This window comes from Paeniglutamicibacter sp. NPDC012692, from assembly GCF_042901625.1.
GTDB lineage: Bacteria > Actinomycetota > Actinomycetes > Actinomycetales > Micrococcaceae > Paeniglutamicibacter.
Window position 1 is genome coordinate 1,091,456 of record NZ_JBIBDE010000001.1, and the last position, 15,393, is coordinate 1,106,848.

General features: G+C 68.0%; 13 protein-coding genes. 2 read left to right on the plus strand and 11 right to left on the minus strand.

Going from position 1 to position 15,393, the window contains the following annotated elements:
• Positions 1-3: 3 nt before the first annotated feature.
• From hpf to mtrA, 5 genes are all read right to left on the minus strand, one after another.
• Positions 4-702, minus strand: a complete 699-nt coding sequence (gene hpf, locus ACFY5D_RS05000; protein ID WP_387525861.1) for a ribosome hibernation-promoting factor, HPF/YfiA family — start codon at positions 700-702, stop codon at positions 4-6.
• Positions 703-861: 159 nt separating this feature from the next.
• Positions 862-1,731, minus strand: coding sequence for a ComF family protein (locus ACFY5D_RS05005; RefSeq protein WP_387525864.1), 870 nt, complete (start codon positions 1,729-1,731; stop codon positions 862-864).
• A 96-nt stretch (positions 1,732-1,827) separates the two neighbouring features.
• The gene (locus ACFY5D_RS05010) at positions 1,828-3,534 is read right to left on the minus strand and encodes an LpqB family beta-propeller domain-containing protein (RefSeq protein WP_387525867.1); all 1,707 of its coding nucleotides are present in this window, start codon (positions 3,532-3,534) and stop codon (positions 1,828-1,830) included.
• On the minus strand, positions 3,527-5,269 hold the full coding sequence (gene mtrB, locus ACFY5D_RS05015) for an MtrAB system histidine kinase MtrB (protein ID WP_387525870.1): 1,743 nt from the start codon (positions 5,267-5,269) through the stop codon (positions 3,527-3,529). Before mtrB ends, ACFY5D_RS05010 begins: the two co-directional genes overlap by 8 nt.
• 107 nt (positions 5,270-5,376) lie before the next feature.
• Complete coding sequence (mtrA, locus tag ACFY5D_RS05020; RefSeq protein WP_387525874.1) at positions 5,377-6,054, minus strand: MtrAB system response regulator MtrA; 678 nt, start codon at positions 6,052-6,054, stop codon at positions 5,377-5,379.
• 220 nt (positions 6,055-6,274) lie between these two features.
• On the opposite strand from mtrA, the gene ACFY5D_RS05025 reads away from it, so the two are divergent.
• Positions 6,275-7,453, plus strand: a complete 1,179-nt coding sequence (locus ACFY5D_RS05025) for a hypothetical protein (protein ID WP_387525877.1) — start codon at positions 6,275-6,277, stop codon at positions 7,451-7,453.
• 107 nt (positions 7,454-7,560) lie between these two features.
• Here the strand turns inward: ACFY5D_RS05025 and ACFY5D_RS05030 are convergent, their stop codons facing one another.
• The 6 genes from ACFY5D_RS05030 to ACFY5D_RS05055 all read right to left on the minus strand — a co-directional run bounded on the left by ACFY5D_RS05030 (position 7,561) and on the right by ACFY5D_RS05055 (position 14,718).
• On the minus strand, positions 7,561-8,628 hold the full coding sequence (locus ACFY5D_RS05030) for a hypothetical protein (RefSeq protein ID WP_387525880.1): 1,068 nt from the start codon (positions 8,626-8,628) through the stop codon (positions 7,561-7,563).
• Positions 8,629-8,643: 15 nt separating this feature from the next.
• Entirely contained in the window at positions 8,644-9,036 is a 393-nt protein-coding gene (locus ACFY5D_RS05035; RefSeq protein ID WP_387525882.1) for a chorismate mutase, read from the minus strand.
• A gap of 164 nt (positions 9,037-9,200) precedes the next feature.
• Positions 9,201-10,883 carry a dipeptide ABC transporter ATP-binding protein gene (locus ACFY5D_RS05040; RefSeq protein WP_387525884.1) on the minus strand — a complete coding sequence of 561 codons (1,683 nt, stop codon included), beginning with the start codon at positions 10,881-10,883 and terminating at the stop codon, positions 9,201-9,203.
• The gene (locus tag ACFY5D_RS05045; RefSeq protein ID WP_387525887.1) at positions 10,880-11,854 is read right to left on the minus strand and encodes an ABC transporter permease; all 975 of its coding nucleotides are present in this window, start codon (positions 11,852-11,854) and stop codon (positions 10,880-10,882) included. Before ACFY5D_RS05045 ends, ACFY5D_RS05040 begins: the two co-directional genes overlap by 4 nt.
• 3 nt (positions 11,855-11,857) lie before the next feature.
• A complete protein-coding gene (locus ACFY5D_RS05050) occupies positions 11,858-12,943 on the minus strand; it encodes an ABC transporter permease (protein WP_387527568.1) in 1,086 nt (361 codons plus the stop codon).
• Between the two features lie 137 nt (positions 12,944-13,080).
• Positions 13,081-14,718, minus strand: coding sequence for an ABC transporter substrate-binding protein (locus ACFY5D_RS05055; protein WP_387525890.1), 1,638 nt, complete (start codon positions 14,716-14,718; stop codon positions 13,081-13,083).
• 215 nt (positions 14,719-14,933) lie between these two features.
• Here ACFY5D_RS05055 and ACFY5D_RS05060 point away from each other — a divergent pair, with 215 nt between their 5' ends.
• The gene (locus ACFY5D_RS05060; protein ID WP_387525893.1) at positions 14,934-15,299 is read left to right on the plus strand and encodes a hypothetical protein; all 366 of its coding nucleotides are present in this window, start codon (positions 14,934-14,936) and stop codon (positions 15,297-15,299) included.
• Positions 15,300-15,393: the final 94 nt, after the last annotated feature.

Here is a 15,393-nt window from a genome sequence, read left to right on the forward strand (position 1 = left end):
TGTTTATGCGTTGACCGGGGCTGCGTCCCGGTAGCGGCGGGTTTCCAGGGTTGCCTCGTCGGTGGCCTCGGGATCAAGGGTGATGATGCCGTAGGCGTACTGGCGGCGGTTGTAGACCACCGAGTGCGCACCGGTCGCTTCGTCGATGAAGAGGTAGAACGGGTGGCCGACCATTTCCATCCGGTCCAGGGCGTCGTCGACACTCATCGACTCTGCCGGGAAGACCTTGCGACGGATCTCGATCGGGCTGGCGCTTGCCTCGGCCGCCTCGGCGGCGAGACGCGATTCCTCCTCCTGCTGCGCGATGAGGGTTGCCTCGTGCAGCGGGATGGAAGTGGCCGCGGGCTGCAGCCCGCTAGTTGCCTGGTGGACGGCCTTCGGCGTCCGGCTGCCGTGGTGGACCTTGCGACGATCCCGTGCCTTGCGCAGACGCTCGAGCAGCTTTGCGAAAGCGGTGTCAAAGGCGGCGAACTTGTCGGCGGCTTTCGCCTCGGCGCGGATTGCCGGCCCCCGGCCCAGAACCGTCAATTCAACGGTCAGGGCGCTGTCGGCGTTGCGAGCAGCATGCGGCTCCTTGGTGACCTTGATATCCAAGCGCTGGATCTTCGTCGCAAGCTGATCGACCTTGTCGATCTTCTCGTCCACGTACTCGCGGAAGCGATCGGAAACCGTTACGTTTCGTCCGCTGATCGTCATCTCCATGGTGTCCTCCATCGTTGCTCAGGTGACACAACAGCGACTGAAAAACCGTTCCTTTCAGCCGCTGAAGATGGGTTCGTTACCCCTATGCGGGTGCCCATACTTCACCCTATGACAGATGCGGGGATAATCAAGGATGTTCCGATTATTACTTCATCGCGCTCAGCGTAATTGCCGGTTTCCGGCCGGCGCGGTCGTGCTTGCCAGCACCACGGCACCGCACACAACCGGCCCGCGGCCCGCCAAACAACGGTGCGCCTCGGCCAAAGTTGCACCCGTGGTCAACACGTCGTCGACAAGTAGCACCTGGGCCCCGGAGGAAATGATTTTTCTTGCCCCGGGCGTGGCGCGCAGACGCATGGTGTTGCGTACCGAGGCCCGGCCCCGGCGGCCCAGCCCCTTCTGCGCGGCGCCCCAGGACTTTCCGAACCCGTATCCCAGCAGGTGGACGACCCGCACGTTTCCAGGCAGCGACCGGGCGGCGGCCACCCGCCGCAGCAGCAGTCCCACGGGCCAGTAGCCCCGCTTGGCAAGAGCCTGCCGGCGCGTCGGGACCGGGACCAGGATCACGGGTTCCCGCGGGTCTGCCAGTCCCAGGATGCCCGCCCGCAGCGCCGAGGCAAGGACCGGGGCCAGCACCTTGCCCAGGGAAACCATCTGGTGGTTCTTGTAGGCCAGGAGGACCGAGGCAAGCTCGTGCTCGTAGGTGCCCGCGGCAACGACCGGCAGCGCCTGCCCTCGCTGGTTCAACGGCAGGGCCTCGGCATGCCGCTCGACGCGGCCGGGGTACATCCCCGCCCGGCGCAGGCCCGTGGCACACGTGCGGCACAACGAGGCGTCCGGGCGCCGGCAGCAGACGCACTGCACCGGAAAGAGCAGGGCCGCCGTCCCCCGGAGCGCCGACCTGAGAATCCGGGCTTCCCGGGCCGACCACAGCCGGTCCAGCAGCCTGGGCCACCCTGGCGTTGCGCGGCTGCCGCCGGTGCCGTCCTGTCGTGGCTTCCGCGAAGGAACCCCTGCATTCGAACCCATGTCCCCCAGCATGCGGCGCGGGGGAACCCGGCGCGTCCCGTGCCCGGCGAATTGGGGATATCGGTCGCCCGCATGCGGCCGGTGGCGTGCGGGCCGCTACCCGGGGTAGGAGAGGTCGCGGGCCGACTCCTCCATTTTGTGCCAGGAGTTTCCGACACGCGTGTAGAGCTTGTCCGTGGTTTCCGCGAAGACCGGGCGCCGCTCGCCCGGGCCCGCGGAAAGCCCGACCATGCCCAACAGCGGCTGGAACTTCTCGGGCTTGCCCCCGAGGTTGATCCGCTCCGCCTCGACCCGTTCGGTCGGATCCGAGGCGGCGACGATGATGCTGGAGTCCGAGTCCCAGACCGCCCTGGTCACGGGGACCGAGGGGTAAAGGTGCATCGGGGTCGCGAAGCCGCGCGGCGTGCCGTCGCTGTCGCGCAGGATGCCGCTGATGCTCACCGTCGACACCCCGCGCTTGGAGGAAACGATGAGCGCTCGGGCCCCGTCGCGCGATATGCGGATCGAGGAAACGCTCGAATCGTTGAGCCAGTCCGCGGCGATGGGCCTGACCTTGCCGTTGAGCGCGGTGTCTTCGGGAACGGCGAGGATCCGTGTTTTTCCGGTGTGGTCCGCCGTCCACGTCCAGCCGCTGGCGTCGATGCTCGGGCGCACCAGTGCGCTGCCCGTCGCCACAATCCTGCTGTGTCCCTGGTCATCGACGGTGAAGAGCCGCGTGAACGTGCCGTCCAGGAACGCATACCGGTTCCCCAGCGGACTCATGGCCGGGTCGCGCGGGTCGTATCCGGAGATGTCGTCGATCGCCACCCGGGAGATGGACTTGCCCTTGACGTAGTACAGCGTCTGGTCGACGATGCCGATCTGGGTGTCCGGAACCGGCGCGTTGACCTGCGCCGTCACGAACTGTGGATCGGGCGGCCCGAGTTTCACCTCGCGCTGCTCGTCGGTCATCACCACCGTGCGGATGCCGCTGAGCCCCTTCAAGGTCAGGTCCAGCTGCTGCTGCATCTGCTGGCGGCTCAGTTCCGTCGCATCGATGAACGTCGCCGAGTTCAGGTCCACGGTGGCCCGCTGGCTCTCGATGGGGACGGCCGAACGCGCCAGCGAGCTGCCGCTGGGGAAGGCCGAGACCACGGCGTTTTCCAGGTAGCCCGCCGGGCCCTTGAGCAGCGCCTCCACCATGGCCGCGGCCAGGCCTGTCCGCTTGGGGAACCAGCGCATGTCGGGGACCGCGTAGTGGTAGGTCGCGTCGTAGAAGTAGATCGGCTGGGCCGCGAACAGCCCGTCGAAGGAATCCCTGTCGATCATGGTGCCGTCGGGCAGCCCCGAAATGCGCCACTGGCCGTCAAGCTTCTCCAGGGTCATGTCCACCGCGCGGGTGGAGTGCGGCGGCAGTTCGGTCTTCACGCCGTTGGCGTCAATCTGGGACACGACCTCCAACTGGATGGTGTACGTGTTGTCCTTGGCACCCGGGATCACGCTGGGACGAGCGTCGTAGACCAGGGTCTGGACGGCGCCCTTCCACACCCCGGATTGCTTGGGGTTCAGGAACTCGCGGGCGACCTTGTAGTCGTCCTGCGGTGCGATGCCGGCCTCGATGAAGCCCTCGATGATCTCGCGCGGGCTCGCATCGACCTTGGGGCCGGGCGGGGAAAAGGTGCTGCCCTGGCTCTCGGCGCCGTTTTCGACCTGCAGGGCCTGGACCGGGCCGCTGCGCGGGATCGCCGAGCAACCGGTGAGCACCAGCACCAGCCCGAGGAGCAGGGCCAGGGCCGTGCGGAATCCGGAGTGTGGCCTAGGCATCTGGTTCCTGCTTTCCCGCGGGGTTTTCCTCCACGGCCGGCGGCACTGTTTCCGTGCCGGGCTTGGGGTCGGACGAGGTCATCGGCTGCAGCGGCTTGAACCCGATGATCGGGATCTCGCCGGTCAGCGGGAAGGTGATCAGCATGTTCCTGTCGATCACCGCGTCCGCGAGCACGATCGGCTCCAGGGGCAGCGGGGAGCCGGTGATGGTCTCCCCCAGCACGCGGGGCAGGGTCAGCCGGAAGCAGGAGCCGACGCCGCGCTCGCCCCAGGCCTCGAGCCGCCCGGTGTGCAGGCGGGTGTCCTCGGTGGCGATCGACAGGCCCAGGCCGGACCCGCCGGTGGTGCGGGCGCGGGCCGGGTCGGCGCGCCAGAACCTGTCGAAGACGCGGGTGCTGGCCTCCGGGCTCATGCCGATGCCGCGGTCGCGCACGGTCAGCGCCACCGCGGACTCGTTGCCCGCGACCGAGATGTCGATGGGGTTGCCCTCGCCGTGTTCGATGGCGTTCATGACCAGGTTGCGCACCACGCGTTCGATGCGCCGCGCATCCATCTCCGCGACGCAGCCGCCGGCGGGCGTGGAGAGGCGCAGCAGCGAACCCATGGCGTCGGCGTGCGGGGTGGCGGCGTCGATGACGCGCCGCGCCACCGCGACCAGGTCGGTGGGCTCGGCGTCCAGCACGGCGACGCCGGCGTCGAAGCGGGAGACCTCAAGCAGGTCGTTGAGCAGGATCTGGAAGCGCTCGACCTGGTTGTAGAGCAGCTCGGCGCTGCGCTTGTTGATCGGGTCGAAGTCCTCGCGGGCGTCGTGCAGGACCTCCGCGGCCATGCGGACGGTGGTCAGCGGGGTGCGCAGCTCGTGGGACACGTCGGAGACGAAGCGCTGCTGCATCTGCGAGAGCGTGGCCAGCTGGTTGATCTGGTCCTGCAGCGACTGCGCCATGTGGTTGAAGGAGGTGCCCAGGCGGGCGATCTCATCCTCGCCCTTGACCTTCATGCGCTCCTGGAGCTCGCCGGCCGCGAGCTTTTCCGACACCTGGGCGGCGTCGGCGACGGGCCGCACGACGCCGCGGGTGACGTACCAGGTGATGCCGCCGACCACGAGCAGCAGCAGGCCGCCAACCAGCGCCATGGCCCGGTTGATGAAGTCGAGGGTGTTCTGCACGCTGGTGAGGTCGTAGACCAGGTAGAGCCCGTACTCGGCCCCCGGAGGCAGGGTGACCCGCGTGCCGAAGATCAGCCCGGGGCCGGTGCCGGCCCCCTTCTTGACCTCGATCGACTGCCAGTAGATGGCGTTGGATTCGCGGATCTGCGCCGCAAGCGCCTCGGGGACGATGCGCGAGGTCAGGTTGCCGCTGGCCGTGGGGCCGACGTAGAGGGTGTCGCCCGAAAGCGGCACCAGCACGAAGTCGCGGGGCACCAGCGCGCCGTCGCCCTCGAGGATCTTCAGCGTGTTGGTGACCAGCGAGTGGGTGCTGGCGCGGTCGGTGGTGGCTGCCGAATCGAAGATCGCCTTGACCTGGTTCAGTCCGCGCACCGACTCAGACTCGACCTGGTGGAAGCGCTCCTGGAAGAGCCCGGCGGCGATCTGGTTGGACAGGAATCCGCCCGCGGCCAGCAGGGCCAGCGCGGTCAGCAGCACCGCGGAGGTGACGGTGCGGAAAAGCAGCGACCGGCTCCAGCGGGAAAGCACCGCCGCCTTGGCGCGCCGGATCGCCTCGAGGGTCCGGCGCATGAACGAGCGGACACCCGATTCGGTGTCTTCGGGTGCGGATTCCGGCGCGGTTTCCGGAGTCGCTTCGGCGGGCTGTGCGGACGGGGCGGCGCCCGTCGTCTCCTGGCTCAGACCTGACCGGCCTTGTAGCCGACGCCGCGCACGGTCAGCACGACGCCCGGGCGTTCGGGGTCGAGCTCGACCTTGGAGCGCAGGCGCTGGACGTGGACGTTGACCAGGCGGGTGTCCGCGGCGTGGCGGTAGCCCCAGACCTGCTCGAGCAGCTGCTCGCGGGTGAACACCTGCCACGGCTTGCGGGCCAGGGCGACCAGCAGGTCGAATTCGAGCGGGGTCAGCCCGATGGGCGCGCCCTCGCGCGTCACCCGGTGGCCGGCGACGTCGATGCTCAGGTCGCCGATCTTCAGGGTCTCGGGGGCGTGCTGTTCGGTGGGGCGCAGGCGGGCACGGACGCGTGCCACCAGCTCCGCGGGCTTGAACGGCTTGGGGACGTAGTCGTCGGCACCGGATTCCAGGCCGCGCACCACGTCCGCGGTGTCCGACTTGGCGGTGAGCATGACGATCGGAACGTCGTCCTCGGCGCGGATGAGCTTGCAGACCTCGATGCCGTCGAGGCCCGGGAGCATCAAGTCCAGCAGCACCAGGTCCGGCTTGACCTCGCGGAAGATGCCCAGCGCCTTGGCGCCGTCGTAGCAGAACACGGCCTCGAAGCCGTCGTTCTGCAAGACGATGCCGATCATTTCGGCCAGCGCCTCGTCGTCGTCGACAACCAAGATGCGTGCCTTCATAATCTGCCCTTCCATAGTGCTGCGCGGGCCCGATGTACGCCGGTTCCCAGTTAGGAACAAGACTACATGAGGCCGGCGCACAAATAGGCCGTGAAACGGGCATCTGCCAATGCCCCGCATGTCAGGCCGCAACGCCTAGGCTGGAGGGGACACCCCGAACGGGCGCGGGAGGGGTGCACTGACCATCCACCCGACGCAGCAAGGACAAAAGGTCGATTCGATGTCGCAGGATCCCACAGCTTCCCCCGAAGAACCCGGAGGCCGGCAGCCCGGCTGGGGGCCTCCTCCCCCGGGCTGGGGATCCGCCCCGCCTCCGAACCCCGGGCAGCCCCCGTACCCGGGTCCCGGCGTGCCGCCCGGCTACGGGTACCCGCAGTTCCCGCCGCCCCCGCGGCCGGCCAAGCCCGGCGTGGTCGAGTTGCGCCCGCTCACGCTGTCCGACCTGCTCGAGGGCACCTTTGCCGTCTTCCGCCGGTCCCCGCTGCCGACGCTTGTCAACGCCGTGGTGGTCAATGCGGTCGCGAGCGTCCTGGGGCTCGTCTCCCTGGGCTGGCTGTTTGCGCCGACCACGGGCCTGGAGGATGCGCTGCTGGGCGTGTCCGCTGAGAGCGACGATTTCGCGGCATTCGAGAGCGTGCTCCGGGACGCCTTCCCCTACCCGTGGTACCTGTACGCCGCGGCTGTGGCCCTGGTGGTGCTGCTCCAGCTGATCGTCTCCGCGCTGGTGGCCGGACCGGCCACCGTTGCCGCGATGCGCGCGACGCTGGACCGCCCCACTTCCTGGCGCGCGGGCTACGCACTGTGCCTTCCCGCCCTCCCGAAGATGGTGGGCTACCAGTTGCTGATATCGCTGGCCTCGCTGGTGCCCTGGCTGTTGCTGGCGGGACTCGGCGTCCTGCTGGCTCCGGCCTGGGGAATCGCTGTGCTGGCCCCGCTGCTGCTGCTGGGACTCGCCGCGACCTTCGCCACGATCTGGGTCGGCGTGCGGCTGGCCCTGGTGCAGGTGCTGCTGGTCTCCCAATCGATGACGATGCTCGACGCGGTGGCCAAGTCCTGGCGGCTGACCCGCGGATCGTGGTGGCGCATCTTCGGCATCATGATGCTGGTTGTCGTCGTGGTGTCGGTGCTCGGCAGCGTCGTCTCATCGATCCCGGGCGTGGTCGCAGCCGTCCCCGGAAGCACCGGCAGCGCATGGCTCCTGCTGGTGCTCTCGACGATCGTCAACGCCGTGGTCGGCGCGGCGTCCGCGCTGATCCTGCAGGTGCTGCTCACCCTGTTGCAGGTTGACCTGCGCATCCGCCACGAACGGCTGGACCAGGCGCTGCTCGTCGAGCTGAACGATCCCGCGGCCCACGCCATCCCGGGCCACGATGCGGCGGACCTTTCCCGGGCCCGGTAGGTTCGCGGGACGGCAAGACCACGTACCGCCGAGAACCGCCACACACGGAAGGCCCCTGCCATGCGGCAGGGGCCTTCCGTGTTTTGTCTTCGCCGCGCGGCGTCGGCTCAGGCGTCGACGCGGACCTGGTTCAGCGCGTCGGCGTAGGCGGAAAGGCGCGAGAGCACGGCCGTCGCTTGTTCCGGCGCGACGCCGTCCAGCCCCTCCGTGGGGGTCAGCACCAGGGCATCGAGCAGCGCGTCGGAAAGGCCCAGCTGGTTCCACGGGCGGCGGATGGTGGCCACCGCCTCCACGACGCCCGGGGAGGTCCCGTCCGGGGCCAGACAGCCCAGCCAGATCCGGCGTCCGGCTTCCACGGCCCCGGCCAGCAGTTCCCAGCCGGGCACCGTCAGGTCGGAGGCGTTGACACCCAGGCCGTCGACACCCGCGTCGATCGCCGTCGAGGCCACCCGGTTCCAGGTCTCGGGTTCGCCGCCGCTGCCCAGGATCACCTGGTGCGCGCCGGCGCCCTTGAGCGCCTCGGTGAGCTCGGTCCACCAGGAGCGGACCTCGGCCACGGGCACCGAACGCAGCGTGCGGTAGCCGCTGGCCGTGGGCAGGGTGCCGTTGAGCACCGCGCCCGCGTCGGGCTCGTCGACGTAGACCGTGATGAGTTCGCGGCCCGTGCCGCGGGCGACGTCGCGCAGGTGGCGCACCGCCCCCAGGGCCAGGGACTGGGCCAGGTCGCGGCGCGCCCCGAAGTCGCTGAGTGCGCGCTCGCCATTGTGCAGGTACAGGTTTGCGGCGAGCGTCGCGGGGCCCGGCAGCTGGATCTTCAGTTCGTGCCCCGGCGATTCCTCGGCGCCGATGACGTCGCCGAGCACGTTCAGGTCCTCGCGCAGGGCCGAGGACGCCCGCTTGGCGTCGATGCCCGGGGCCTGCGAGAGCCGCCAGCCGTGCGGCTGCAAATCGACGCTGAGTTCCTCCAGGAACATCGCGCCGCGGCCGATGGCATCGGAGCCGACCCCGCGGTCGGGAAGCTCGTGCAGGTGCGGCAGGTTGGGTTCGCCCAGTTCGCCGCGGATGATGCGCTGGCTTTCGAGCGCGTCGATGCCCGGCATCGGGCCGTGCCCGCTGGCCTGAACCTGCCGGGAAACCGCCCCGGCGTTCTCGGCCTGCATGTTGGAGGGGTTCATCTGCAAAGTCCGGATCTAGTTGTCGTTCTCGGCGTGCGAGGCGGAGATCGTCTGGTGGTGCCGGATGACCTCGGAAATGATGAAGTTCATGAACTTCTCGGCGAATTCCGGGTCGAGGTGCGCTTCCTGGGCGAGCCGGCGCAGGCGTTCGATCTGCGCCTTTTCGCGTCCGGGGTCGCTGGCCGGCAGCTGGTGCACGGCCTTGAGGTGCCCCACGCGCTGGGTGGCCTTGAAGCGTTCGGCCAGCAGGTACACCAGCTGGGCGTCGAAGTTGTCGATGCTGCCGCGGATGGACAGGAGTTCGTCCATGACCTCGTCGCGGACCGTCCCGGAGAGGGAGCTGGTCGTCGGGTCGTAGTCGACCTGCTGGTCGTTGTCCGCGGCCTGCGGGTTGATCTGTGCGCTCATGCCTCCCAGTCTATGGTTCGCGCCGCGTGTGCACGCAACCGTGACGCGCCCGTGGGGCGCGCGGCGGGCACCTTGGACACGTCGGAACCGGAAACCGGGCCGGACACGAAACGGGATGCGCCGGTGTCAACCAACGCATCCCGTTCCGTGCCGTGCGGGCCCGTCTAGCTTGCCTTCAGGAACGCGATCCGGCGCGCTTCCTGCTCGACGGGGTCCGGCACCGGCAGCGAGGCGATCAGTCGCTTGGTGTAGGGGTGCTCCGGGCTGCCCATGACGCGGGAGCCGATGCCCTCCTCCACCAGCTTGCCGCGGTACAGCACGCCCACCCAGGTGGAGAGCATGTCCACCACGGCCAGGTCGTGGGAGATGAACAGGGCCGCGAAGCCCAGTTCCCGCTGCAGCTCCTTGAACAGCTCAAGCACCTTGGCCTGCACCGAGACATCCAGCGCGCTGGTCGGCTCGTCGGCGATCAGCAGCTTCGGGTCCAGCGCCAGCGCCCGGGCCAGCGAGGCGCGCTGGCGCTGGCCGCCCGAAAGCTCGTGCGGGAAGCGGTCGGCGAAGGACCGGGGCAGCTGGACCGCCTCAAGCAGTTCGTCGACCCGCTTGCGGGCGTCGACGGCCGAGATCTTCCGGTGCACCAGCAGCGGCTCGGCAACACACGCACCGATGCTCAGCTGCGGGTTGAAGCTGGCCGCGGGGTCCTGGAACACGAACCCGATGTCCTGGCGCAGCTTCTTGAAGTTCTTCTCCTTGAAGCCGAGCATCTCGTGCCCGAGCACCTTCAGCGATCCCCCGCTGACCCGGTTCAGCCCGGCGATGGCCCGGCCGATCGTGGTCTTGCCGGAACCGGACTCGCCCACCAGGCCGTAGACCTCGCCGGCGCAGATCCGCAGCGACACGTCGTCCACGGCGGTGAAGGCCGGGGTGCCCATGCGGCCCGGGTAGGTGATGTTCAGGTTGGTCGCCTCGACCAGCACGTCCTTGTCCTGCCCGGCGCGCTCGGTCATGCCCTCCGACGCCGAGTGGCGGCCCAGGTGCGGCACGGCCGCCAGCAGCGCCTTGGTGTAGTCCTCGCGCGGGTTGGCGAAGAGCTCCAGCGACGGGGCCGTTTCCACGACCTTGCCCTGGTACATCACCACCACGCGGTCGGCCAGGTCCGCGACGACGCCCATGTTGTGGGTGATCAGCACGATGCCCGTGTTGAACTCGTCGCGCACCTCGCGCAGCAGCTCCAGGATCTCGGCCTGCACCGTCACGTCCAGCGCGGTGGTCGGCTCGTCGGCGACGATCAGCGCCGGGTTCAGCGCGAGCGCCGCGGCGATGATGACGCGCTGCTTCTGGCCGCCGGAGAACTGGTGCGGGTAGTAGTTGACCCGCTTCTCCGGTTCCGGGATGCCGACCTTGCGCAGCACCTCGATGGCGCGGGCCTTGGCCTCCTTCTTGGAGACCTTGCCGTGGGCGCGGATGCCCTCGATGATCTGCCAGCCCACGGTGTACACGGGGTTCAGCGCGGTGGAGGGCTCCTGGAACACCATGGACACGTCGGTTCCGCGCACGGCACGCAGCTCGCTGCCGCTGAGGGTGAGCATGTTGTTGCCGCGCAGCACCACCGCCCCGTGGGCCGTGGCCGTCTCGGCCAGCAGGCCCAGCACGGTGCGTGCCGTCACGGACTTGCCGGAGCCGGACTCGCCGACAACGGCGACCACCTCGCCGGCGGCGACCTGGAAGCTGACGCCCTGCACCGCAGCGACCTCGCCGGCATCGGTGGCGAAGTCGACCTCGAGGTCCTCGATGCTCAGCACCGTCCCGTCGGCCGTGGCCTCCTTGGGTTTTGCGATCTGGCTCATGCCATGCCCCTTCCGCTGCCGCGCTTTTTCTTACGGCGCATCCGCAATCGCGGATCGGCCAGGTCGTTCATTGATTCGCCCACCAGGGTCAGGCCCAGCACGGTGAGCACGATGGCCGCGCCGGGGAAGACGCCGGTCCACCAGATGCCGCTGGTGGCGTCGGAGAGCGCGCGGTTCAGGTCGAAGCCCCATTCGGCGGCCTTGGTCGGCTCGATGCCGAAGCCCAGGAAGCCCAGGCCCGCGAGGGTCAGCAGCGCCTCGGAGGCGTTGAGCGTGAAGATCAGCGGCAGCGTGCGCGTCGCGTTGCGGAACACGTGCTTGAACATGATGCGCCAGCTGGAGGCGCCGACGACCTTGGCCGATTCGACGAACGGCTCCGCCTTCAGGCGCACGGTCTCGGCGCGGATCACCCGGAAGTACTGCGGGATGAACACCACGGTGATGGAGATCGCCGCGGCCAGGATGCCGGTCCAGAGGCCGGACTGCCCGTGCGAAATCACGATCGACATGACGATCGCCAGCAGCAGGGACGGGAAGGCGTAGATGGCGTCGGCCAGCACGACCAGCACGCGGTCCAGCCAGCCGCCGATGTAGCCGGAGACCAGGCCCAGGAACACGCCGGCGAAGATGGAGAAGACCACCGCGACGACGATGACCAGCGCGGCCGTCTGCGCACCCCAGAGGGTGCGGGAGAACACGTCGAAGCCGCCGACGGTGGTGCCCCAGATGAAGCGCCCGCCCGGCGGTTCCTGCGTGGGGAAGTTGCCCTGGGCGTCGGAGATCTGCGAGAACCCGAAGGGCGCGATCAGCGGCGCCAGCAGGGCGGTGAGCAGGAAGGCCGCGGTGAGGACCAGGCCGGCCACGAGCATGCCGCGCTGCAGGCCCGCGCTCATGCGCAGGTGGGAGACGATCGGCAGGCGGGAGAGCAGCGGTCGCTTGCGCGGACGCAGGGGTGCAATGGTGGTGCTCATGGTCTAGAACCTCACTCGCGGGTCGATGAGCGCGGCGATGATGTCCACGATGAAGTTGGTGACTGCCACGATGACCGCCAGCAGCACCACGATGCCCTGCACCGCCACGAAGTCGCGTGCGGTGAGGTACTGGGCCAGCTGGAAGCCCAGGCCCTTCCACTCGAAGGTGGACTCGGTGAGCACGGCGCCGCCGAGCAGCAGCGCGATCTGCAGGCCCATCACGGTGATGATCGGGATCAGCGCCGGGCGGTAGGCGTGCTTGGTGAGCAGGCGGTACTCGGAGACGCCACGCGAGCGGCCGGCCTCCACGTAGTCGCGGCCCAGGGTGCCGATCACGTTGGTGCGCACCAGGCGCAGGAACACGCCGGCGGTGAGCAGGCCCAGCGCGACTGCCGGGAGGATTGCGTGCTGGATGACGTCGGAGGCCGCCGCCATGTTGCCCGAGCGCAGGGCGTCGAGCAGGAAGATGCCCGTCGGGTTCTGCAGCGAGGTCAGCTGCAGCTCGGCGTTGACCCCGGCGCGTCCGGCGATCGGCAGCCAGCCCAGCCAGACGCCGAAGATGAGCTTGAGCAGCAGGCCGGCGAAGAACACCGGGGTGGCGTAGCAGAGGATCGCGAAGACGCGCAGCACCGCATCGGGCCAGTGGTCGCGCATCTTGGCGGCGAGCAGGCCGAAGGGGATGCCGATCAGCAGCGCAATGACCAGCGCGTTGAACGCCAGTTCCAGCGTCGCGGCACCGTAGGTGGCCAGCACCTCGGTGACGGCGCGGTTGTCGGAGATGGTCCGCCCGAAGTTGCCGGTGAAGATCTGTCCGAGGTACTCGAAGTACTGCACGATCACCGGGCGGTCGTAGCCGGCCGCGTGGATGCGCTCGGCCAGCTGGTCCGGGGTGAGCCGCCCGCCCAGGGCAGCGGTGATCGGGTCGCCCGTGACGCGCATCAGGAAGAACACGAGGGTCACGAGGATGAAGATGGTGGGGAAAATCAGCAGGAAACGGGTGACCAGGTAGCGTGCAAAGCTGCCTCCTGCTTTCGTTGCCGCCGTGCCCACCGACGGGGGTGCCGCCGGTGCATCGGCGAGGTCGTTCATGATTGCCATTGACAATGCGTCCTAGCTTGAAGGTTTATCTGTCCGAGGCGCCAGCCGCGGGGCGCCCTGGGCTCCTCCCCCGTTGCGGGAAAGGAGCCCAGGGCGTGGTGCCCGCGGTGTTGCCTTGCGGGTTGTGGCTACTTGGCGAGTACACCTAAGCGGAACTTGAACGAGGCGTCCAGGGTCTTCTCGACGCCGGTCACGGAGGTACCCGCAACGGCAACCTGTGCGCCCTGAAGCAGCGGCAGGGTGGAGAGGTCGCCGGCGACCTTGGTCTGGATCTCTTCGATCATGGCCGTGCGCTTTGCCGGGTCGGTTTCCACGCGCTGCTCGTTGATCAGCTTGTCGACGGCCGGGTTGTCGTACTTGTTGCCCAGGAAGTTGTCCTTGGCGAAGAACGGGGTCAGGAAGTTATCGGCGTCCGAGTAGTCGGGGAACCAGCCGAGCTGGTACGCCGGGTAGTCGGTGACGCGCGACTTCTGGTAGGTGACCCACTCGGTGGACTGGAGGTCGACCTTGAACAGGCCGCCGGTTTCCAGCTGCGCCTTGATCTTTGCGTATTCGTCGCCCGAGCTCGGTCCGTAGTGGTCCGGGTTGTACTGCAGCTTCAGGTCGACCGGGGTGGTCACGCCGGCTGCCTCGAGAACGGCCTTGGCCTTGTCAAGCGACGGGCCGCCGTCCTGGCCGTAGAGGTCCTTCAACGGCTCGATGGCACCGGTGAAGCCCTGCGGCACGTAGGAGTAGACCGGCAGGTAGGTGCCCTTGTAGACGTCGTTGGCGATCGCTTCGCGGTCAACGAGGTTCGCAGCGGCCTGGCGCACTGCCAGCGACTTCGCCGGGTCGGCGTCGGAAGTCTTGGCGCCGAACGGCATGATGTCGAAGTTGAAGACGATGTAGCGCAATTCGCCACCCGGGCCCTTGTGGACCTTGACCTTGGAATCCTTGCTCAGGGAATCAACGTCGGTCGGCGAAAGCGAGCGCCAGGCAACGTCGATGTTGCCCTGCTGCACGTCGAGCTTCAGGTTGTTCGAGTCCGCGTAGTACTTGATGTTGGCTGCGGTGTTGGCCGGCGCGCCGAGCATGCCCTTGTAGCCGTCGTAGGCCTTGAAGGAAACCAGCGAGTTCTTGGCGTAGCTCTCGATGGTGTACTGGCCGGCGAAGGCCTTGGCGGCGACGATGTCATCGTCGCTCACGATCTTGTCGGCGGGGAAGACCTCGTCGTCGACGATCGGGCCGACCGGGCTGGTGAGGATCTGCGGCCAGGTCTGGTCGTTGGCGCTCTTGAGCTTGAAGACCACGGTGGTTGCATCCGGCGTCTCGATGCTGTCCAGGTTGCCCAGCAACGACGACGGGCCGCTCGGGTCGGCGATCTTCAACTGGCGGTCGAAGGAGTTCTTGACGTCCTTGGAATCGAGAACGTGGCCGTTGGCCCACTTCAGGTCGGCCTTCAGCTTGACCGTGTACTCGGTGGGGCTGGTGAACTCCGCCGATTCGGCAATGTCGTTCTTCGGGTCGGCCGAACCCGGCATCGAGTTGAGCAAGAACGGGTAGATCTGGTTCATGACCATGAACGAACCGTTGTCGTAGGAGCCTGCCGGGTCAAGCAAGGTCACCTTGTCGGTGGTTCCCATGGTGATCGGGGCGCTGGGCGCGCCCGTCGCTCCGCTGCCCGAGGCATTCGGGGTCGCAGCCGGACCTGTGCAGGCCGTGAGGGCCAGCGCGGAAATGCCAACTACGGCAGCGGCTACACGCAAACCGTTGATCTTGCGGGTCATGAGCAATCCTTCTCTTGTGCGAGTGCATGAACTGTGGCGCAAACCACATCCCGTACAGCCTAAGTGATTGCCGTCACAAGATGTCAACAAAAACCGCCGCGCCACACATTGAATCTGAAACGTAATCTTCAGGAAACATGATTCGGGTGCTCCAAACATGACGGTGCTCACCAAGCACACCCTGCATTGCGGGTTGTGGCCTACGCTTGAAAGCGATGATGACACGTAGAGACGCCGCGATTGCCCTGGAAATTCCCATGGAAATGGCCAAGCGACATAACATTCCCGCCCGCTTGAGCGAGGCCGAGTTCGCCGAGATCAACACCAATCCCCCGGCTTGGCTGATCCAGTCGCGCGCCAACAAGCAGGGCAAGCGCCCCGTATGGGTGCACCTGACCTGCGCGGTGTGCGGATTCAGCGAGGCCGAACGGCCCAAGAAGTGGTGGCCGGAATTCGACTTCGTGCACTGCTCCGTGCACGGCCCGGCGCAATTGCCGGCCCTTGAAGCAGGCAAGACCCGCCTGGAGTACCCGGACATCTCCACCCACATGTACGGCATCGTGGACGAGGCAAAGGCCTAGCCGCTCGGTCCAGAACCACAAGGTCCCGGTTTCCTTCCGCTTGGTGCGGCAGGAAACCGGGACCTTTGCGTTTCTGCAGGAGCGCTCGCTGCGC